At 60.0% G+C, this 22,117-nt stretch carries 14 protein-coding genes; 10 read left to right on the forward strand and 4 right to left on the reverse strand.

The annotated features are described in order from the left end of the window. Positions 1-639, forward strand: coding sequence for a Pr6Pr family membrane protein (locus CAG02_RS13075; protein ID WP_085709424.1), 639 nt, complete (start codon positions 1-3; stop codon positions 637-639). An 18-nt stretch (positions 640-657) separates the two neighbouring features. Here the strand turns inward: CAG02_RS13075 and CAG02_RS13080 are convergent, their stop codons facing one another. Both CAG02_RS13080 and CAG02_RS13085 read right to left on the reverse strand, forming a co-directional pair. Next, positions 658-1,443: a siderophore-interacting protein gene (locus CAG02_RS13080; RefSeq protein ID WP_085709425.1), complete on the reverse strand. Its 786-nt coding sequence runs from the start codon at positions 1,441-1,443 to the stop codon at positions 658-660. After that, positions 1,440-2,015, reverse strand: a complete 576-nt coding sequence (locus CAG02_RS13085) for a PadR family transcriptional regulator (RefSeq protein ID WP_085709426.1) — start codon at positions 2,013-2,015, stop codon at positions 1,440-1,442. Before CAG02_RS13085 ends, CAG02_RS13080 begins: the two co-directional genes overlap by 4 nt. A gap of 504 nt (positions 2,016-2,519) precedes the next feature. Between CAG02_RS13085 and CAG02_RS13090 the strand changes: the two genes are divergently transcribed. The 7 genes from CAG02_RS13090 (at position 2,520) to CAG02_RS13120 (ending at position 10,086) form a co-directional block, all read left to right on the forward strand. Further along, entirely contained in the window at positions 2,520-3,011 is a 492-nt protein-coding gene (locus CAG02_RS13090) for a CS1 type fimbrial major subunit (RefSeq protein WP_085709427.1), read from the forward strand. A 103-nt stretch (positions 3,012-3,114) separates the two neighbouring features. Further along, on the forward strand, positions 3,115-5,637 hold the full coding sequence (locus CAG02_RS13095; RefSeq protein ID WP_085709428.1) for a TcfC E-set like domain-containing protein: 2,523 nt from the start codon (positions 3,115-3,117) through the stop codon (positions 5,635-5,637). Between the two features lie 4 nt (positions 5,638-5,641). Beyond that, on the forward strand, positions 5,642-6,862 hold the full coding sequence (locus CAG02_RS13100; RefSeq protein ID WP_085709429.1) for a hypothetical protein: 1,221 nt from the start codon (positions 5,642-5,644) through the stop codon (positions 6,860-6,862). Positions 6,863-6,905: 43 nt separating this feature from the next. After that, positions 6,906-7,649 (forward strand): pilus assembly protein, encoded by a 744-nt coding sequence (locus CAG02_RS13105; protein WP_085709430.1) that lies wholly within the window; start codon positions 6,906-6,908, stop codon positions 7,647-7,649. A gap of 14 nt (positions 7,650-7,663) precedes the next feature. Then, a complete protein-coding gene (locus CAG02_RS13110; RefSeq protein WP_085709431.1) occupies positions 7,664-8,164 on the forward strand; it encodes a fimbrial assembly protein in 501 nt (166 codons plus the stop codon). Positions 8,165-8,283: 119 nt separating this feature from the next. After that, positions 8,284-8,787: a CS1 type fimbrial major subunit gene (locus CAG02_RS13115; protein ID WP_085709432.1), complete on the forward strand. Its 504-nt coding sequence runs from the start codon at positions 8,284-8,286 to the stop codon at positions 8,785-8,787. 45 nt (positions 8,788-8,832) lie between these two features. Then, on the forward strand, positions 8,833-10,086 hold the full coding sequence (locus tag CAG02_RS13120) for a hypothetical protein (protein ID WP_085709433.1): 1,254 nt from the start codon (positions 8,833-8,835) through the stop codon (positions 10,084-10,086). A gap of 54 nt (positions 10,087-10,140) precedes the next feature. Here the strand turns inward: CAG02_RS13120 and CAG02_RS13125 are convergent, their stop codons facing one another. Both CAG02_RS13125 and CAG02_RS13130 read right to left on the reverse strand, forming a co-directional pair. Continuing rightward, a complete protein-coding gene (locus tag CAG02_RS13125) occupies positions 10,141-15,165 on the reverse strand; it encodes an NEL-type E3 ubiquitin ligase domain-containing protein (protein ID WP_085709434.1) in 5,025 nt (1,674 codons plus the stop codon). 150 nt (positions 15,166-15,315) lie between these two features. Beyond that, a complete protein-coding gene (locus CAG02_RS13130) occupies positions 15,316-18,459 on the reverse strand; it encodes a transglycosylase domain-containing protein (protein WP_085709435.1) in 3,144 nt (1,047 codons plus the stop codon). Between the two features lie 496 nt (positions 18,460-18,955). Between CAG02_RS13130 and CAG02_RS13135 the strand changes: the two genes are divergently transcribed. Both CAG02_RS13135 and CAG02_RS13140 read left to right on the forward strand, forming a co-directional pair. Further along, positions 18,956-20,374, forward strand: coding sequence for an amino acid permease (locus tag CAG02_RS13135; protein WP_085709436.1), 1,419 nt, complete (start codon positions 18,956-18,958; stop codon positions 20,372-20,374). A gap of 171 nt (positions 20,375-20,545) precedes the next feature. Next, positions 20,546-22,051 (forward strand): glucosyltransferase domain-containing protein, encoded by a 1,506-nt coding sequence (locus tag CAG02_RS13140; protein WP_085709437.1) that lies wholly within the window; start codon positions 20,546-20,548, stop codon positions 22,049-22,051. Positions 22,052-22,117 lie beyond the last annotated feature (66 nt).

Raw genomic sequence — 22,117 nt, forward strand, 5'->3', positions numbered from 1 at the left:
ATGAACGCCGTGCTGCGGCGACGCCTGATCACTTCAGTTGCGGTGCTGGGCTGGGCCGGGCTGGGGATTCAGCTGTACCTGATTTTCTTCGCACGCCTGAGTGTCGGCGCCAGTCTGCTGGGCGGGCTGGTGAGTTTCTTCAGTTACTTCACCGTGATCACCAACAGCCTGGTGGCGGTGGTGCTGACCTGCGCGGTGACGGATCGCGAATCCGCTGCACGGCGCTGGTTTCTGCAACCCTGGGTCAGCAGCGGGATTGCCGTCAGCATTGCCGTGGTGGGCCTGGCCTACAGCATTCTGCTGCGACATCTGTGGCATCCGCAGGGCTGGCAGTTTATCGCTGACGAATTGCTCCACGACGTGATGCCGCTGCTGTTTCTGGCCTATTGGTGGGTGTGCGTGCCGAAGGGCAGCTTGCGTCTGAAGCACCTGCCGCTGTGGCTGATCTATCCGCTGGTGTACTTCGCTTATGCGCTGTTGCGCGGGCATCTGCTGGGGGCATACGCCTACCCGTTCATTGACGTGGCGCTGCTGGGTTATCCACAGGTGTTCGTCAATGCCGGGGGGATTCTGGCGGGATTTGTGCTGATTGCGTTGCTGGTGATCGGGATTGATCGTTGGCAAGGGCGGCGCCTTTAGCAGCGCCGCCGCTCCTATTCACTCTTCTTCGGAGCCTTCGGCTCGCCAGTAACCGACGGCTTTGACGAACTGCTCGTCCAGCCCGTGCTCATCGAGCAGCACCCGGCGGATCTGCCGCGAGACTTTCGTTTCCGTCGCGACCCACGCATACAGATTGCCCTTGGGCACCTGCAACTGCTTCACGGTGGTCAGCAGGCTGTCCTTGTTCGCACCGCGCAACACCCAGATCACGTTGACCTGTGCCGCGCTTTCCAGCGCTTGCTGCTCCTTGCCGTTTTCCACTTCGACCACCACCAGCGCCTTGCGATTGGCCGCCAGGCCTTCGAGGCGGCGGGCGATGGCGGGCAGGGCGGTTTCGTCGCCGATCAGCAGGTAGCTGTCGAAGATATCCGGCACGATCATCGAGCCGCGCGGGCCGCCGATGTGCAGGAACTGCCCCGGTTTCGCCTGTTCGGCCCAGGTCGAGGCAGGGCCGTCGCCGTGCAGGACGAAGTCGATGTCCAGTTCAAGTTTGTCGAGGTCATAGCGACGCGGGGTGTAGTCGCGCATCTCGGGCAATGGCACGTCGCTCTTGCCGGCGCCGAGCACCAGAGTTTCCAGCGCGGCAGCCTGTTCGGCGTTCTGCGGGAACAGCAGTTTGACGTGGTCGTCAGTGCCGAGGCTGACGAACCCGGCCAGTTCCGGCCCGCCGAGGGTGATGCGGCGCATGCGTGGGGTCAGGTCGACCACGCGCAAAACTTCCAGTCGGCGGCGTTTGATTTCATGCATCACACGGTGGATGCCTTGGGTCTGGACTTCAGTCATTCGGCTTTCTCCGGAGCAGGTTGAACGGCGGGGCCGTCGACGATGGCTTTGGCGGTGTCGTTGAGCAGGTCGCGAACGCGCAGGATTTCTTCCGGGCTCCAGCGCCCGTGGTGCATCTGCAAGGCGTGGCGCAGGTTGTGCACCGCTTCATGGATTTCCGGCGGCCGGTCGTGGCCGCGCAATGAGCGCTTGCTGACGTCGATACGCATGCGCACGCCGTCGAGGGCCACCGCTTGTTCGCTCAGCGATTGGCGACCGGCATCGGTGATTGCGTAACGCTTTTTGCCGCCCTCGGCATCGCCGGTGATCATTTCGCTTTCTTCGAGGAACGTCAGGGTCGGGTAGATCACGCCGGGGCTGGGGCTGTAGGCGCCATCGAACATGGTTTCGATCTGGCGGATCAGGTCGTAGCCGTGGCATGGCTGCTCGGCGATCAATGCCAGCAGCAGCAATTTCAGATCGCCGGGGGCGAATACCCGCGGGCCGCGTCCGCCGCGCTCGCGGCCGTGGCGTTTTTCGAAGCCGTCCCGGCTGTCGCCGTGGTCGCGGAGGGGGGAATGATGGTCTCTCATTTCAGTCTTCTCTCGTCATGTTTAGATACAACGTAAGATATATCTTTACGACTGGGCAAGGCTTTTTTGCCCGAGAGGAAATGGCAGCTGACGAGTGGTCAGCGAGCGCGGGAGGAGGGCAGCGGCATGAAAATGGAGGATTGACTCATCCAGAAAAGAATAACCATGAAGTTAAAGCTATCACTCTATTGATAGTCGAGCTTATATTCTAAAAAGCAGAGAAAGTACCGGCTGATGTTGTTGAAAGTGCTGTAACGTTTTTTCTTTAAAACTGTGGGTAAGGTATTGCTTACAGTCACTTTTTAAAATTCGTGTTTTTCGATGTTTTTTCTTTCGAGTTGCGAGGTTGTTGAACTACAAGTTCGTGGGAAGTTGCCTGCTTACATCCTGTTGGCAAGCGTTGATCATGCCCCGGCGTTGAACTTCCGTGTTTCAGGCCTAATCGGCCGGTGTGACCTGAACTTCAATGTTTCGATTCCTTAAAAAGAAAACAGGTACTGATCGATGTTCAAGAAAATCGCAATCACCGCTTCTCTCGCCGCCCTGGCCCTGGGCTCTTCCGTGACCTTCGCTGCCGGTGAAGCGCGCCACTCCATCAACCTCATCGCCCATGTGCCGACCAATGGTTTCTACGTGGTGCCGACCGATGCGGATCTGGTCAACAAGGACCAGGACATGAGCTATCAGCCAAGCACCGGCAAGATGCGTGATATCAACGGCTTCTTTGACGTGCGCAACAACAACGGTTCGGTTCACGCCAGCCTGGAAAGTGTTCCGCAATTGATCTACGGAAGCGACACCATCGCGCTGGAAGTTTCGTTCAACAACAAGGTTCTGACCCAGACTCCGCAAATGGTCGTGGGAGAGTCCGAGTCCGATGTGAACTATCGCGCACCGCTGAAGATCAGCGCCAAGGGCACCACGTTCAACCCGGGTGATTACACTGGTACTGTCGCGATGACCTTCGACGCCGTACCACCCGTCCTCACGCCTTGATCGGGCGATCCGCGCTGACTGCCCGGTAGCGTTTCCCGGCGGGACAACCATTCCCCGAATGTCCCGCCGGACTTCAACTTGTTCGCAATCAGAGTAAGAGTTCATGTTCCCGATGACACCCATCGCGGTCGCGCTTGCGCTGCTGTTTTGTACCGGTGCGACGGCGGCCCCTGTTTCCGCGGGTTCGACACCCCGCAGTCTGCTGGCGCAAGCCAAAGGTTTGCCGGCGGATTTCGAGGAGCATTTCTTTGACGTACCCCTGGCCGTGCGGGTCGAGCTTGACCAGCAGCCTTTGGGCGAAGCTCTGGTGGTGCTGTCACGCGATGACCGCATCACCCTGCTCGAATTCACCGATACCAGCGAAAACCGCTACAGCCCGGCCGAGCGGGAGCAATGGGCGGCGTATCTCAAGCCCGGCGTGCCCTTGGGCGATTGCAGCGGTACGTGCCCGAATGACGTGCTGGCAGTGCATTACAACCTGGAAAGCTCCCTGGTCTCGATCCTCACCCGCCATGCCGAGCGCGATCTCGAGGCCAAGCGTTTTCACGATCAGCCTCTGGAAGGCAGCAGCGGCCTGATGGTGCGCAACCAGCTCAACCTCAATGGTGGTCAGGATCAGGACCTGGGCGGGCGCTATGGCCTGGAGGCCAGTGGCAGCCTGGGCAACTGGAGTCAGACATTCAACATGCAACTGGCGCGCATGGGTGGCCCCGACGACAAGCTGTACCACGCCGTGCACGAGCTTTACACCCAGCGCGAGCTGCAAGGCAGCTTCTTTCGCCTGGGCTATTTCACCCCCAATTCCGAAGGTCTGACCCGTCAGCCGCGCACATTCGGCACCAGCCCCGATACGGCGGTCGGTGTGATGTACGGCAGCTCCGACAGTCTGGCCATCAACAATGCGATGCCCAGCGTCTACCCGATTTATGTCACCGCCAACCGTCAGGGTTCAGTGGAAATCTATCGTGACGGCCTGCTGATCAATACCCAGTCGGTGCCCGCCGGGTTACAGACCCTGGACACCCGGCCATTGCCTGGCGGTATCTATGAAGTGGAAGTGCGGCTGATCGAAGACGGACAGGTCACCTCCACTACCCAGGAGCTGGTCTACAAACCGAACAACTGGCGCAACCTCGACGAGCGCTGGCGCTACAACCTGTTCGCCGGTGAAGAGAGCAAGCTGCTCAGCAACTGGGATCAACAGGCCAGCGGCAGTCCCACGGCAGGCGCGTCTATCAACTACCTGGCGCATCCGCGGGTGATTCTTGGGCTGTCGGCACGCCAGATCCGGGAAAAACTGCAGTACGGCACGTCCATCGACTGGACCCTGGCCAACCATCTCAGTCTGTATGCCAACGTCTACCAGACCCGGGATTACGGCACGGGGCTGGATCTGCAAAGCCTCTACAACTACGGCGCCGGCAGCCTGATCCTCAGCCATAACCGCAGCTGGCTGGACACCACCTATCAATACGACACCCTGCCCGACGGTACGCGCGTGCGCCAACGCAATGTGTTCGTCGGCCAGACCAGCAACTCGTCGCTGGCGATTAACCATCGCCTCGATCAACGCAACTCTTTCAATGCGCGGGTCGCCCACAGTGAGGGCAATGTCGAAGGCGTCGGCGTGGATCTGGGCTGGAACCGGCGTGCGGTGCTGTTCGGCAACGACGCCAACTGGCGCCTGTCGCTGTTCGACCGGCCGGGCAGTTTCAGCAGCGGAGACGATCGCAGTCGTGGTGTCGATCTGAGCCTGAACCTGGCCATCGGCGGGCCGGGTCAGCAACTCACCGGCAGCATCGGTTCGCGCACCGATCGCGATGGCGGCCGCGACAACAACGCCTCGCTGGGCTGGCGCAAGGACTTCAAGGATCACGTGCTGCAAAACGTTTCGGTGACGGCATTGACCGACACCTATGGGATGGGCCTGTCTAGTCTGGCCAACTTCCGCACCGACACGGTCAATGGCGACGGGTTCGTCCAGCGTTCGTCCTATAACAACAAGCTGACCGGCGGCCTCAACCTCGACAGCACTCTGGTGATGGGCGGAGAAAAGATGCTGATGACCAGCGAATACGAGATGCGCGGGGCCGGCATGATCGTCGATGTGGAGTCGGACATCGACGGCATCGCCCTGCGTGCAGACGACCTCAGTGGCGGCGGTGCCGCCTTGAAGCCGGGGCGCAATTTCATCCCGCTGACTGCTTACCAGAACAGCTCAGTGAGCTTCGACTTCGAGGGCAACCATGTGCCCGCTGCGACCATCGCCCCGGCCCGTACCCGCTATCACCTGAACAAGGGCGGCGTGGACTACCGGCACATCCGGGTGATGAAGACCCTCACTGTGCTCGGCCGTCTGGTGGATGCACAGGGCCGGCCGCTTCGAGGGCATCACGTGATCAACCACGCCAGTCGCGGGGTCACTGAGGTCGACGGGTTCTTCTCGATGGAAATGAACGCCGGCTCCCCGACCCTTGAAGTGCGTCGGGAAAACAGCCTGCTGTGTCAGTTCCGCCTCAACGAGAAAGACCATCGCAGCGAAAACAATGTGCTGATGATCGGTGACCTGCGCTGCACGCCGGACACCCTGGCCGATCTCGCATCCACCGAACAGAAGGCGGGTTGAGACCATGAAAAAGACTTCGTACTGGCTGGGGCTGCTCGCGTTGCTGAACCTGTCGTCGGCCCAGGCGATCAACCAGGAAATCCGGGCCTTGTTCCAGCCGGACTCCTCGCAGCCGAACAAAAATGTCTTCGTCAACAAAACCCCGAACAGCGGGTATTGCACGATCAATCCGAATGAGTGCGCAAGCATCGGTATGTTCAGTATCCAGTTGCCGGTGCGGTTCCAGTCCACCCGTCCGATCGTTCCCGGTGCCCCCGCAGACGCCATGATGTTGAAGGTGCCGGCCAACTGGCGGCAATTGGCGGTCACCAATCGCGATACGGGCGAGTCGGAAACCGTTGAAGTGCGAATCACCGGTATCGGCTCGAAGTTCACCCTGAGCGCCTCGGCGGCCAGCCTGGTCGGAGTGACGGACATTCTAGAGGGACACCAGAGACTCTGGAGCAACAACAGCTGGGTTTATGCGCCGGCTCCCTGTCGGTACAGCGGAGTGGGATTCTATTCGGCCACCACCTACCAGTTCTTCTGGAAAGCCCCCGTAGAGGAATGGTGTACCAAGGTGGCGGCGTACCGGATTCCGTCGATGTCCTTCGACAATCTCGACTTCGCCTACGAGTTGCGTACACCCAATCCTCTGGGCATGTCCTCCGGGCTCTATACAGGTTCTCTCTCTTACACCCTTGGTCCCGGTGGTGATTTCCAGATGGGCCCGATGATGGTGCCGGACGACAGCAATCTGACCCTGGATTTCGTGCTCGACGTACAGCACACACTGAAAGTCGAACTGCCCCCTGGCGGAAACAAGATTGCGCTGGAACCGGCGGGCGGCTGGGAGCGCTGGATCAACGATGGTCGCAGGCCGACCGACATCTTTCGCAATCAACCGTTTTTCCTGTCGTCGTCATCGCGGTTCAAGGTGATGTTGCATTGCAGTTCCCTGGGAGGTTCGGACTGCAGTATTGGCAACAATCAGGTGGGCTACTCCATGTTTCAGGTCCGAATCACGATGCCGCCGGGCATCGTAGGCCCCGGAAATACCGACGGCTGGTCGGGCACACTTCAGTACAACACCTGGCTCGGCCCGTTTGAACCCAGCCGCTACATCGACCGCAAGCAGGGCATGTTGCGCTTCTTCATTTCCCCCAGGTATCTGGATTTTCTCAAACCCGGCATGAACGGCACGCTGTGGGGTAACGCCACGATCATTTTTGATTCGGAAGTATGAGCACCTGTCACAGGGCCATTTCGATTTTCATGAGGTTGAAACGATGACACGTCTGATTTTGCTGTTGCTGTGCGCAGGGCTCTGGACTACCGCCAAGGCCGGGCCGCAGATCAATGTGGGCACGGTGTACGACTACCTGGACGGCGAGAAAAGCACCTATCTGAAACGGGTGTTCAACAGCGGTGACAGCACTGCGTTCGTCAAGGTCAACGTGCTGGAAATTGTCTACGACGGCGAAGGCCAGCCGAAAGAAATTCCGGTTGCCACCGCCACCGATGGTGCGTCGCGTAACGGCCTGATGGCCAGTCCCGCGCGACTGATCATCCCGGCCCAGGGCATGCAGGGCACACGTCTGCTGTACATGGGCGAGCGCGAACGGGAGCGCTATTTCCGGGTGCGTTTCGTGCCGGTGGTGCCGGAGAAGGAAGACGATTTCGTGGTCTCCGGCGAAGAGCGCGAGGACTACAAAAAGACCCTCTCGGCGGGCGTCAACGTGATGACCGGATTCGGCACGGTGTTTTTTGTACGGCCGAAAGATGCCCGCTACGACACTGTCCTCAACGACACCGGCAATCGGTATGAAGTGCGCAACAACGGCAACACGGTGGTCGTGGTCGATGAATTCAAGAGCTGCTCGCTGGACAAGGAAACCGACTGCGGTGCGACCGTCAAACACCACGTCATGGCCGGCCGCACGTTTGCCTTCGACAAGGAGAAGGGCCGCGAATATCGCTTCAAACTCGTGGAAGGCGAGCGCAGGCAGGATCTCAAGGTCGTCAGCCGCTGACAAACGGAACCCCCATGAACAGACATTTTGTAGTTGCCGTTCTGGCGGCAATCAGCGCATTGAACGTGAGCATCGCCTGGGCGGCGCGGGAAACGCTGGAATTCGAAGTCACGCTGACGATCCCCAGTCGGTCGTTTTATATCCTGCCGTCGGAACCGGACTGGATCCACAGACCTCAGGTTCTGCTCTGGAACTACCCGGATTCGAGCCTCGGCGGTTTCAGCAAGAGTTTCGATGTGCGGCATGACACCAGCGCCATCGAAGCACGTCTGGAAAGTGCGCCGTACCTGTCGACGGGCAGGCCCGGAGAGAACATCGATCTGCGCGTACGCTTCAACAACGTAGAGCTGAGTGCCGACCCCTCGTTCCGTCAGGTGCTGTCGAAAGAGGAAGCCGCGACAGGCAAGCGAGTGCCGCTGGAGATCGATCCGGTCAAACCCGTCGGCGGTTACAAGGCAGGAGAGTATTTCGGCAACGTTCTGGTGCTTTTCAACGCCAGAGCCCCGGGAGAGTAACAAGAGGCGGTCGTTGATCGGTATCCGTTTGCGGATGGATACAAGGAAAGATCGCGACCGTCGCCGGTCCGCACAGTCGTCAGGGAGGCGGCTTTTCTATCGAAGCAAAGGGAAGTGAAATGATCAAGCAAGCGGTGATTGCCGTGTCCGTGGGCGTCTCGGTGCCGATGACCGGCGGAGCCTTCGCGGCGCAGGAGAAACACATCTTTGAAGTCTCGGTGGACATTCCGACCCTGGAATTTTATGTGATACCGAGCGAACCGGACTGGATACATCATCAGCAGACACTGCCTTGGGACATTGCCACTTCGACCCTTGGCGGCTTGCGCAAGAACTTCGATGTACGCACCGACAGCAGTGCCATCGAAGCCCGTCTCGAAAGTTTCCCCATTCTCTCCAGCGGCCAGGATTCGCGGGATGACATCAGCCTGCGTGTCACCTTCAACGGCACGGAGCTGAGCCATCATCCGGTGCCGATTCCGGTGGTGTCCCGCGAGGAGGCCGTAGCGGGCAAGAGGGTGCGCCTGGAGATCGAGCCACGGGTCCATCCCGACGGTTATACACCGGGCGACTACTACGGCACCGTCAACATCATTTTCAATGTGGCAGCCCCGACGGGGTGATCGTTGAACCAACAACAAGACCGATTGCTGAGCAAGGAGCTGGTAATGGTTTCAGGGCTGCGAACATCCAACACATCAAGCAAGGCAAAGTGGCCGGTCGCCCTTTACGGCTGGTTCATCTGTTCGACCGCATGCGCGGTGACTCAGGAGATCAGGGCGGTCTACGTTCCGGACCCTGCCAATCCGCAGGCCAATGCGTTCATCAACCAGACGCCGCAGAGTGGTTACTGCGCCACCTATCCCAATGATTGCAAGCCGTTGTCGGGCGTTCGCCTGCCGCTGCGGTTCGCTTCGGTACAGGCACTGGAGCCGGGTTCATCCGAGCGCAACGGCGCGATGTTCAACATGCCGGCGCAGTGGCGCAGCCTGATGGTCACCAACGTCTTCACCGGCGAGACCGCGACGGTGGACATGCGCATCGGCGGGTTCGGTTCCCAGTACGTACTGAGCGACACGGCCGCCAACCTGACCGGCGAAACCGACGACCAACAGGCGCACTACAAACTGTGGGGCACCAGTTGGGGCGTCGCGCCGCTGCCTTGCCGGCCCGGGGCGATGCCGTCTCACGGACCGGACTTTTTCCGCTTCTTCTGGAAGACGCCGGCCGAAGGCATCTGCGCCAAACGGGCCGCGTTCATGATTCCCTGGATGTCCTATGGCTACCTGGACGTGGGCTACGAATTGCGCATGCCGGACCCGTTGAAGATGTCCGCCGGCCTGTACACCGGTCAGCTGGCTTACGGTGTCGGGCCGGGCATGGACATCGACGCCGGTGACAATCTGCTCCCGGACGGCTCGGACGTGACCTTCAGATTCGTGCTGGATGTCCAGCATGTCCTGAAAGTCGATATTCCCCCCGGCGGCAACAAAGTGGTGCTGGTGCCCGAGGGCGGCTGGCTGGCCTGGTTGCAGCAGGGGCGAAAACCGGCGCGGTTGTTTCGCGACCAGACCTTCAATATTTCTTCCTCGTCGCGGTTCAAGATGTTCCTGGAATGTCAGTACGGCGGTGCACAGTCCTGCGGGTTACGGGATTCGGAGGGCGGTGCCACGCAGGCGCAGGTATTCGTCAGCATCAGTCTGCCCGACAGCATCACCGACAGTGCGGGCCAGCCGGTGCGCCGTCGGCCGTTGTCGGCAAGTCCGAATGTCCCGGGATTTCAGCCGGGCCGGTTTCTGGACCGGGCGCCGGGCACGCTGCATTTCGAAATCCCCAGGGACTACGTCGAACAGATGCTGCAGCCCGGCCAGGCCAGACGTTACGCCGGTAATGTCACGGTGATCTGGGATTCGGAGGTGTAGCGCAAGTCCTGAAGACAACCAGGAGGGATTGTCTTCAGGATGCCATTCCAGGGGTCAGATGCCTGCGCGTGTCATCGCTTCGCGTGTCAACCTTCTGTTCAACGCTTTCTCCTGCTTGCCCAAGTCCTCCAGCAACCGGTCGAAGGTCTGCTGGCTCATTTTTTCCGGCGTGAAGACGACAGCGTCCGGTATGGACAGCCGACGCGCCAGTTCGGCGAGTGCCTGCCTGAGTGGCGGTGAACGGTCGGCCGACTCGACCCAGCGCTCCTGGGCTGTTTGCAGGTCGATCAGCAGATCGGCTTTTTCCTGAAACCGGCGGGTATTGGCCGCAAGCTCCCCGGACCAGGTTTCCCGCAGATAACGATCCCAGAATGGCTGTTCGAGCATCTGCTCCACCAGTCCGTCGCCGGCTTCATCGTCGATGATCCGGTCGTAGGCGGCATCGATGGTTGCATCGCTGACCCCGGCGACCTGACGGAATCTCATCGCTTCGGATTGCCAGGGCAGTTCAAGCCGTCTGGCCAGGCCGGTCTCATAGGCCAGATGGACTTCCACCTCGTCGGGTTCGCCCTGCCGGGCGGCGATATCGGCCCGGGCAATCTCATTGACCTGCCTGAGTCGCGCAGCACCTTTGGCCAGTGTCACCAATCGGCGTTCAAGCTCCTCGGGAGAACTGGAAAAAGTACGTGCCTCCGACTCCAGTACGCGTATTCCCATGCTGTTGAACAACTGTGCCCCGGCATCTTCGCAGCCTTCGGGATCGGTCGACATCAGGAACAGCTCTTCGCGCAGTCGGGTGTCGATGTCCATGGCGTCGATCATTCGCCAGACACGGTCGGTCAACTGATCCAGTGCCTCGCCGCCCTGTTCGTAATCGGCAGAACGGGTCAGCCCCTGCAGTACCTGGAAGAATCCGTCGGAGCCGGGTTCACTTGCCAGATCGTGCCACGATTCCGGACGAAGCGCCCCGATGCCGGGCGTTTCATCAGCCAGTGCGGTGTCCACGGAAACGGGCCATTGTTCCAGCAAGTCTTCGGCAACGGTCGCGTAACTCTGTGACGGACGCAGCCCGACGGATCTGCGATAGCCTTCGTAAGTGGAGCGTGCCCGTCTGGCCAGTTGCTCCAGGTGAACACGCGTGCGTGCGATCAGGTAAGCCTCATTGGAACCGGGCCGTACTTCGGGGATATATCTGAGCGGATTGTTGCCCAGATCGAGAAAGAATCCTCGGGAGCGGGGTACATCGAAGAGGCCCAGTGGCCAGGCGTCGATCTGCGTATTGATCAGACTCAGAACACGCAACCTCGGCATGCGCCCGACCGACAGGGGTATGCTGACGGGGTTGTTGTCCAGACGCAGGGTTTCCAGGCGTGTCAGTGTGTTCAACTGCTGCGCATTGGCGGGCGTCAGTTGCAGCTGATTGTTGCTCAGGCGCAGGGTTTCCAGACGCGGCATCTGCCCGATGCTGGCCGGCAGGGTCTTGAGGTCGCAGTGTCTGGCGCTCAGTTGACGCAACTGAGGGAAATCTTTCAACAGCCCGTTGGAGGCCGAAGAGAACCTCTGACCGTCCAGGTTCAATGTCGTGACCTGATCGAGCCAGGGTTTGAGGCCGTCGGGCAACTGCCCCCACCAGTGTTGTAGGTCATGGGGCAGCATCTCTTTCGACAAGTCCAGCGCGTACCCGCTCTCAAGGCTGGTGCTGCGCTCCTGGAACACCTCGGATCTGCGTTCGAAACACTCCAGCAAACGGTCGGCGACGAAGCGCCCGCCCTTGCGTCGATATTCCCAGTAGGTTTGCGGCACCCCCATGCTTTCGAAGTCAACCGGCGCACCTTCTGCCCGGAATTTATGTTCCCAGGATTCGAGTATTTCCTTCAGTTTTTTGAGTTCATGCTCCAACCGTTCGACTTTCCAGTGGGCATCCCCGGTGCCGTGCAATGACCGGGTGAACGTCGCCACCTCTGTTTCACTGAAATGCGGGTAGAGGTTTCTGACTTTCTCTTCCACGGTCAGCGGTGCCTTGGACAGTCTCGGGCCACGCAACAACAATTCGGTTTCCAGCGGCACGAACGGGCGGATGGGAGGGCTCGCCAGCACAATCCGACGCTCGGCTGGTGTCTCGGTCAACTCCATCACCCATCGCTTGAGCATTCTCCCTTGACCTGTGCGGTAGCCCAATGCCGTGCGCCTGGTTTCGGGAATGGCCGACAGAACGGCTTCATAGAAATCGCTGGCCTCCTGGAGCCTGTTGTCGGCGCGGTCATGCACTTCATAACGGCCGTGTTCATTCCTGATCAGCCTGTGCATCGTGGCGGCATCCTCTCGGCCGGCGCTGCACCGCAACGGGCCGTTGTGAGTACCTTCTCGCACCTCGATGCGCAAGTTTTCGAAGGCGTTGGTGTAAACCTTCAAGGTATTGAGGACGAGCCGTTCGGTGTCGGGAGTAAACAATGCAGGGTCCTGTACGCCCTCATTGGCCCGGGTTGCCAGAACCTCGAAGTCGATTTCGCGAGCCTGACTTTTCAGACGCAGGGGAATGCGTTGCTGCTCGGTCATGATGCTGTGTTCGGCAGCTGTCGCTTCGCTGGCCACCGAATCGGCAAGCCGTGCGGACAAGTGCGGGAACCGGCGCTGGATCAACTGGGCCAGCGTATCGACAGTGCGATTCTTGAAGCGGTAGTGATAATCGAAGATGTCGTGTTCACGGGTTCGCACGATATCGGCCAGGTGGTTGCGCAAGATTTGCGCCCGTCGGGCTTTCGGGTAGTTCCCGCCGAGCAGGGATTGCATGTCGGCATCACCGAGAAAGTCCACCAGCCGTTCAGCGAGTTTGTTGTCCATTACATCGGCAATGCCGATGGACAGTGTCTGACCGTCAGAAGCCTGGGAATTGCCGTATTGCCGGTAGGCGCCGGTCAGATCATTGTTTTGCCAGACCTTCAGGGCCTTGTCGGCAGGCCAGCCAGGCATGTCAGGGACTATCCGGTCGAACCAGTGTGATTCTGGATAGAGCGGTTGCCCGGTACGAATGAGCTCACCGACGTTTTTGGCTTCCTGCCAGGTCTTGAAGCGAGTGAGCGTATCGTCCAGCAACGGCGGTGGCGGGCTGTTTTCCACATGCATCCGGCGCAGCGCGTCGAACGGCGTGCCACTGACGCGGCGTATTCGTTCCAGCTCGGCGTCACTCAAACCGTCGACCGAGTGACCCATCCGGCGCATCAGGCGCGCGCCTTCCCACTCATGGGGCGACTCGGCCTCGTGAATCCAGGCTCCCCGACCGTTGTGTTGCAGTCGTGGTGAGTAAGCCTGCGGTCGGGAAGGGTGCTCGACACGATAGTGACCACTGTTGCGATCAAACCTGACCGCATAGTGCTTGCCCTCCAACGGCAGAACGGTCTTGCCCGCATGTTGATGCAGGCCCAGAGCATCAGGTTTTGATCCACCCGGTAGCGTCAGTTGCGACTGCTCGTACGGTTTGAGATCCGGGTGCCACAAGCGCGTGCTGCCATCGAACGAGCGTACGGCTTTCATGTTTTCAACCAGCGGCGACAACTTCAGCAGCAACGGCCTGGCGACCAGGGCGCCGCTGGCGAAAGCCGCCAGTTGCAGGACATCGTTGACCACCCCCACCACATGCTCCGCCGCCTCTTCCCAATGGCCCAGTGTCAGATCCACCACCCCTTCGATGACCTCGTTGGTCAATTGCCAGGCGGTGTAGCCCAGCATCGCAAGGCCAACAACCGGAGTGAATGGCGCGACCACCATCACTGCCACGTTCAGGATGTCCTGGACGATCCTGAAGACGTTTGCCCACCAGTCGGCGCGAGCGTTCTGGTCAGCGTCCGCGGTCGGTACGGCGATGTTGCGCGCATCGTTGAGGATTTTGTCGAGCTGGCGCTGATAGAGCGTGTCCCACAAGGCTCCGCTGACCGGTGTCGCACCGTATTGCAGGTTGGGGTTGCTGACCGGTGTTTCGCGCCAGGAAGGTCGTGGATCGCCGCGTTCGTGTGGATACCATTTCACATGCAGCAGACGCTGCTTGAGGTCGGCGAAGAAATGCCCGCGCTGGTGGTGATCGACAAACTGGCTGAAGAACTGCCAGTAACTGCCCCCGGTGGACGGCAGCGTGTCGTTCTTCTGCAACTGGCGGGTCAGCTCCGTGAGAAATTCAAAGTGGGAGGCGTACTCCTTCAACGGATGTTCGGGGTCGTGCGGAACGTAGGCAATGATCCGTGACGAGGACAGTGGTTGCTCCGGATCGGGGCGCAGGATCAGGATGCCGGTAATCTTCAGGTCCATGATGGTCAGCTCGCAGGCTTGCATCGGCTGCCGGCCAAGCCTGAGTGCCACGCGACCGTCGAGCAGGGCACGAATCAATTGCAGGCCTTCCCGGTCGATGTCTTGCTTTGCCAGCGCCATGTGTGCGGCCGCCCGGAGTGCGGCCTTCTGGCTCTGCACCACCAGTGACTGCACGTAGCTGCGTGCGGTCGGCTCGTCGTTCAACAGCATGTCCTGAAGATGTGCCTGATAAAGCCTGCCGATATCCAGTTCGCGACACAGGGCCTGGAACTGGGCAACGGTCATCAGTCGATCCAGTGGCGAAATATCGTACTGATCATTCACATGTTCTCTTTTGACGAGAAACGCGGAGTTCGGCGCGTAAGTTTCGTTATGGGAAAAGTTGTTCAGTGCGGCTTCGAGCAATGACACTTTTCTTGTGGTTGAACCACTTAATGTCTCTGTCACGTACCAGGGTGATTTGGCTTCGCGGTACAGCATCAGAAACGTGTTCCTGATATCGACATCGATGCCGGTTTGTTCCAGCAAACGGGCCTTCAGCAGCGGTTCGGCAAACGAGTGAATGTCTTTCAGTCGGGCCAGTGCCCTGTCGGCAGCGTTGCGGGCTGACCAGGCGCTTCGGTTGACGCTGGCCAGTTGCGGCACCATCCAGGATTCACGGCGCGGTTTGATCTTTTTCAATGCTTCGCCGTGATGCAGCTTCATATCGGTAAATACCGGATCGATCCGCGCTTTGATTATGTCGTAGTGTTGCCCTTTGTATTCAGTTGTTGCGGTCATGGGTACAGCCTTGAATAAGTCAGGAGTATTGAGCCTAACGTTCAAGAGTGCAGAGGATTAGTTCAAAAGCCTGTTTCTCGAGTGCGAACCAGGCAGGTGAAAGATTGAATATTGGAATGCATAAAATAATTAGTTATTGCCTCCACCACTTCAATCAGCGTTACGCGTTGGCAGGTTCATCAGAGCCACCTGGGGAGCCTGCGGTGGTCGGCATTGCGAATCGCTGCCCGGCTGCAGATACGGCATCAGGATCGGTGCCATGCCCTTGAGCACCTGCACCGGCAGGGCCGAGGTGAATTTGAAGTTTTCCGCCGAGCGCCCCGGAACGAACGCGGTGAGCGTGCCGAAATGGTGGTCGCCGATGTAGAACACGAAGGTCGCCGTGCGGTTGATCGACTTGGAACTCAAAATGCGCCCGCCGGAACCGATGGCCTCGATGCGGTTGTCGCCGGTTCCGGTTTTTCCGCCCATGGTCAGCGGTGTGCCATCGTTCAGTTTGAAACTGCCGGAAACACGTTTGGCGGTTCCCGAGTCCACCACTTGCGACAGTGCCTCGCGCATGGCGGTGGCCACTTCCGACGGCATCACCCGTTTGCCGACATGGGGATCATTGACCAGTTTCGTTTCGTAAGGCGTGCCGGCGGCAAAGTGCAGGCTGTCGATGCGTAGCGTCGGCATGCGCACACCGTCGTTGAGGATGGTGCCGATCAACTCGGCCAGCGCGGCGGGGCGGTCGCCGGAGCTGCCGATGGCGGTGGCCAGCGACGGCACCAGGTGATCGAACGGGTAACCGACCTTCTGCCAGCGCTGATGGATGTCGAGGAACGCTTCGATCTCCAGCATGGTGCGGATTCGGCTGTCCCGGGCGCCCTTGTGTTTGCTCTTGAACAGCCAGCTGTAGACTTCCTGACGTTCGAACTGGCTGGCCTTGACGATCTGGCTCCAGGTCGCGTCCGGGTGATTGAGCAGGTAGCCGATCAGCCACAGATCCAGCGGATGCACCTTGGCGATGAAGCCCTGATCCGGCAAGTCGTAGGTGCCGGGGCCGTAGGCGAGGTAGAGGCGCTCCAGGCGTTCGTCGGTGAGTTTCTCGGTGATTTTCACGCCCTTCAGATGTGAGCGGACAAAGCTGTTGAAGTCTTCCTGACTGGCGTTGGGCAGCAGGTAGCGGTGCACGGCGGCCATGCGGATCGGCGTCGGGCGCATGCTGTCGAGAAAGGTGTCGAGGCGGGCCTGGGTGTCCTTGTTTTTGTACTTCTTCCAGAACTTGAGCAGGAACGAAGTGCCTTCGCGGTCGGCGAACGAGGCCAGGTATTCCTGACGCCGCGGGTCGCGATCATCCTTGAGCAGCTCGGCGCTGTTGTTGGGGCCGGAGTAGGTGGTGTAGCGCACCAGATCGCGCATCAGGCGAATGAACGGCAGGTTGATCGACTCGCGCAGGGCATCGCGCAGGGTCGGCATGCGGCCGTTGTCTTCCTTGCGGAAGTTGTGGAACACGTGCAGGCCGCCACCGGTGAAAAACGCCTCGCCGGGGCTGGCGGAATATTTGCGGTCAAGGGCGGCGCCGAGCATCTTCGACAGATCGTGATCCTTGTTCTGGATCAGGTAATCGATCACCCACTGGGTCAGGCGGTCCTGATCCGGCACGTCGACTTTCTTCAGTTCCGGCACGGTCATGGCGCCGTACTTGTCGTGCAGTTCGGAGATGATTTGCAGGTAGGTGGTCAGCACCCGCATCTTCGCCGTGGAGCCCAGTTCCAGTTTGCTGCCTTCGTTGATGTCGAACGGCTGGTCGGTACTGTCGGTCTGCACCCGCACCCGCGAACCGTCCGGTGTCAGCTCGAACAGGGTGAAGCTGTAGCGCACTTGGGTGGTACTGGTGGGCGTCAGCAGGCGTTCGCCGAGCAGACCGATTTCGGCGGCGTAGGCCGGGTCGGCGAGTTTTTTCAGGTAGGCGGTGGCCTGAGTTTGCAGCTCGCCTTGCAGAGTGCTGGTGGCCGAGAGGTCGAGGCGGTCAAGGTCGTACAGCGGACGGTTGAGCATCGAGGCCAGACGGCTGCGGGCGACGCTGATGCCTTTGTTGGTCTCGATCGGCTGGATGGTCGGCTGGGTCTGCCAGTCGCGGTAGGTGACCTTGCTGGCCAGAGCGGCATCGGCCAGCGCGTTGTCGATCACGCCATTCTGCTTGAGCAGCCGCAGATGGCTGTCGGTGAGATCGGCCAGCTCTTCCCGGCCCTTGGTCAGGTAATGGGAAGGACGGCGCTGGGCGATCATCAGCGAGAGCATTTCGCGCAGGGCCAGGCCCTTGTCCGCCATGGTCTTGGGATCGGTCGCGGAACTGGCGAGCGTCTTGTTGGCTTCATTGAAATCGGCGCCGTACCAGACCCGCAGGCCTTCGGCCATGCCGTGGACTTCACCGTGCCCCGGCACCGCCGACAACGGTACGCTGTTGAGGTAGTCACGAATGATGTTGCGCCGCGCCGGCAAGGTGTCCGGGCCGGCCTGATAGGCGCGCACGCTGGCGGAAATCATCTGGCGGATTTTCTCGGCACCGTTGACCGTCAGTCCGTCGGGCGAGTGGCGATACTTTTCCAGTTGCGTGGCCAGGGTGCTGCCGCCCGCCGACTGTCCCGGCAAGTGCAGCAACTTGGCAACCTGCGACCACGCGGCCATGCCGAAGCGCGGCCAGTCCACCGCCGGGTTGGCCAGCGGTTGTTTGGGGTCGAGCAGGAAGCGGTTTTCGATGAACAACAGACTGCTGACCACCACCGGCGGGATCGACTCGAAACTCGAATACAGCTGCTGTGGATAGTTGTACTGATACAACGGCGCGGCGCGGCAATCGGTAATCGACAGCCCGGCCTGGATTTTCTCGGAGTAGGGCACGAACAGGCCCTTGTCGGTATAGCCGAGCAGCGCTGGCGAGAAGCGCGTCTGTTCGGTGATCACGTAATTGCGCTTGAGCAATCGTGGCAAAAACTCGTCCAGCGAGCTGTAGCCCAGACGCAGATCGAATGGTCCGTTGCCCGGATAACGAATGGCTTCGCTGGGGCCAGGTTGCAGTTCATAGGTCAATTTGGCGGCGTACTGGCTGACCTCGCGGGATTGAAAACGCGAAGTGCGCATTTCCTTCATCGCGGCCAGGCCCACCACAATCGCAATGATCACCAGCAACAGCCAGAAAGCCTTCCACCCATGCCGGTTGCGACGGGGTTTCTCAGGGACAGGCGCTTCATCCACACGTTCAGTCGGAACCACTTTTTCACTCGAATCGGTTTGCCACAAAGCGCCCATAGTCGATTGATCCATTCACGCAGATTGATCGGACTTGACTGAAGCTTAGTCGGTGGTTGGCGCGGGTGAAAAAATTGTGAAGCTTCGACCCTGAACAAATCTGCGCAGTGGGCACTCCGGCAGCGACGCGTGCGCAGGCCCTTGAAAAGGGCGGATCAGAGCGGTTCGCGGGTAAATACGACTTGGGTAGGGGCATGACGCTGCACCATTGCTGTGCAATACTCGGCGCCCATTTCGGCAGTGAATAATCCGGTTTTTTCAGGAGTGTTTATCTCGAAATGCCGATTTATAACGATGCTTGTCGCTGAATAAGTCGGTTTTTAGAGTGAATTATCCTGCTGGAAGCTTTTTATACTGCCAGCCCCGCTGATCCTCAGGCCCGGACCTGAAGGACGCGTCCGCCCACGAGGCCGATGCGGTGTCGGGAAGCCAGGGCTTATCGGCCGACGCTTCGACACTCGGTGGTCTATCCAATAACAAGACGAGGAAGTCCCCCATGCCAGTCGGCAATCACCCGCCCCATGGCGAGACCGCGAACGGCGGTCCACTCAAACGCGAACTCGGCGAACGGCATATCCGTCTGATGGCGCTCGGCGCCTGTATCGGTGTCGGTCTGTTTCTCGGTTCGGCCAAGGCCATCGAAATGGCCGGCCCGGCAATCATGCTGTCCTACATCATCGGTGGTCTGGCGATCCTGGTGATCATGCGCGCCCTCGGCGAGATGGCCGTGCACAACCCGGTGGCCGGTTCCTTCAGCCGTTACGCACAGGATTACCTCGGCCCGCTGGCAGGCTTTCTCACCGGCTGGAACTACTGGTTCCTGTGGCTGGTGACCTGCGTCGCGGAAATCACCGCGGTGGCGGTGTACATGGGCATCTGGTTCCCCGATGTCCCGCGCTGGATCTGGGCGCTGGCGGCGCTGGTCAGCATGGGCTCGATCAACCTGATCGCGGTGAAGGCCTTCGGTGAATTCGAGTTCTGGTTTGCCCTGATCAAGATCGTCACTATCATCGCCATGGTGCTCGGCGGCATCGGCATCATTGCCTTCGGTTTCGGCAACGACGGTGTGGCGCTGGGAATTTCCAACCTGTGGACCCATGGCGGCTTCATGCCCAACGGTGTGACGGGCGTGCTGATGTCGCTGCAGATGGTGATGTTCGCCTACCTGGGCGTGGAGATGATCGGCCTGACCGCCGGTGAAGCGAAGAACCCGCAGAAGACCATTCCCGGTGCCATCGGCTCGGTGTTCTGGCGGATTCTGCTGTTTTACGTCGGCGCACTGTTCGTGATTCTGTCGATCTACCCGTGGAATGAAATCGGCACGCAGGGCAGCCCGTTCGTGATGACCTTCGAACGTCTGGGCATCAAGACCGCCGCCGGCATCATCAACTTCGTGGTGATCACCGCTGCGTTGTCGTCGTGTAACGGCGGCATCTTCAGCACCGGGCGCATGCTCTACAGCCTGGCGCAGAACGGCCAGGCGCCTGCCGCCTTCGCCAAGACCTCCAACGGCGTGCCGCGTCGGGCGTTGCTGCTGTCGATCTTCGCCCTGTTGCTGGGCGTACTGCTGAACTATCTTGTGCCGGAAAAAGTCTTCGTCTGGGTGACCTCGATCGCCACCTTCGGCGCAATCTGGACCTGGGTGATGATCCTGCTGGCCCAGCTGAAATTCCGCAAAGGCCTGAGCGCCAGCGAACGCGCCGGCCTGAAGTACAAGATGTGGCTGTTCCCGGTCAGCTCGTATCTGGCGCTGGCCTTCCTGGTGCTGGTGGTGGGCCTGATGGCGTACTTCCCGGATACCCGCGTGGCGCTGTATGTCGGCCCGGCGTTCCTGGTGCTGCTGACCGTTCTGTTCTACGTGTTCAAGCTGCAACCGACCGATGCGTCGCAAGGCGCGGTGCGTTCGGCGTCGTAAATCACCATTGCTGAAACCTGAAAGCCCCGGTCGATTGGCCGGGGCTTTTTTGTGGGCGGGAGGTTGAGGCCGCTTGTCTGAAACCCGCGTAAAAAACGACCTCTGGCTTCGTGCCATGTTCCAAGCTTTATAGACGCAGTTTCCCGCGCAGCAGTGCACAGAGGCGCCGGTATGAGGATGAGCGATTTTCTCGTACGAGAACTCGGCCGCCGTCAGGTCGTGCTGTTTTTCCTGTTCGCCACGATGCTGTACATCCTGCCGCTGCTCCTCGCCGACTTCCCCTACATCGACGACAACTGGCGCACCCTGGCTGCCGGCAATGTGTGGGCCGGGCAGGGGCGCCTGTTCATGGACTGGCTGTATAAAGCGCTGACGTTCACTGGCGCTGCGCCGAACATCTTTCCCTTGCCGCTGCTGCTCGCCACGCTGGCCATGTCACTGGCCCTGACCCGACTGACCTTTCACTATTTCCCCGAACCGACCCTGGCCTGTTGTCTGGTGCCCTTGCCGCTCTGGTACAACCCGTTCCTGTTGCAGAACCTGTCCTATCAATACGACGGGGCCGGCATGGCCCTGAGTCTGGTCGCGGTGATTTACGCGATCACTTTTTGCGGCACTTCCCGGATACAGCGATGGCTGGTGCCTTCGGTGTTGCTGGCGCTGGCGATCGGGCTGTATCAGATCAGCCTCAACGTGTTTCTCGGACTGTGTTGTGTGGAATTGCTCAGGGCTGTTCATCGACGTCTGCCCTGGGCAGAGCTCTGGCAACTGGCGGGCTGGAAGCTGGCGCAACTGGCGCTGGGCGTGTCGATCTATGCAGTCACGGCCTATCCGTTCACGGATTCAACACGCACCGAATTGCTCGACTTCAGTGCTGATCCACTGTTGCAGATCAGCATCAATTCTGGCCGGGTCCTGGAGAAGGTGGCGCTGCTGTTTCACGGTGGCTACACGGCGGTGTTCGTCGTGTTGCTGGTTTCTGCTTTATTCGGTGGTGTGAAACTGGGACGGCAGATTCGCCTGCGCCGGGAACCACCCACAAACGGCCTGCTCCTGAGCTGTGGCTGTCTGCTGACTTTGCCGCTGCTTGTGCTGCTGGTGCCGGGCATGACACTGTTGTTTCGCGACTTCAACGAAGGTGCGCGAACCCTGATGGGGTTCGGCGTGCTGCTGATGTTGCTGTTCTATCTGGCCTGTATCGGATTGACGTCGCTGCACTCGCGGCTGCCCCTGTTGTTGGCGATTCCGCTTCTGGCAACGCTGTCGCTGTCCTTTGCGTACGGGCGGGTGCTGACGATGGAAAAAACTTTCGCCAGCAGTGCTCTCTACAGCCTCAGCCACGACATTTCTTCCCATCGCGAATTGCACGACGCCAAGCGGATTTATCTGTCAGTCACTTACTCCGACCGCTGGCTGGCGAGTGCGACGGGCACCTTCAAACAGCTGCCGGTACTGCGTTACCTGCTGAACATCGACTACTTCATGCTCGCGGAAAACCTGCCGTCCGCCGGCATCACCAACGTGGTCGCCGAACGCGAGCGGCGCAACGCCACCCGCGTCGGCTATCAGGGTTTTCCCGCGTTGGTGGACAGCCTCTATTACCGCATCTACCTGATCGGCGATTACGGTTTCATCGTCATGAAAGAGCCGCCTCACGGCCGGTTGCTGCAATGGTGACCGTTGGTCTGAAACCACCTTCGACCTGTAATTTCTGACAGTAGACCCCGCCCACGCGCTGCCTTA

Source organism: Pseudomonas sp. R43(2017) (assembly GCF_002112345.1).
GTDB lineage: Bacteria > Pseudomonadota > Gammaproteobacteria > Pseudomonadales > Pseudomonadaceae > Aquipseudomonas > Aquipseudomonas kribbensis.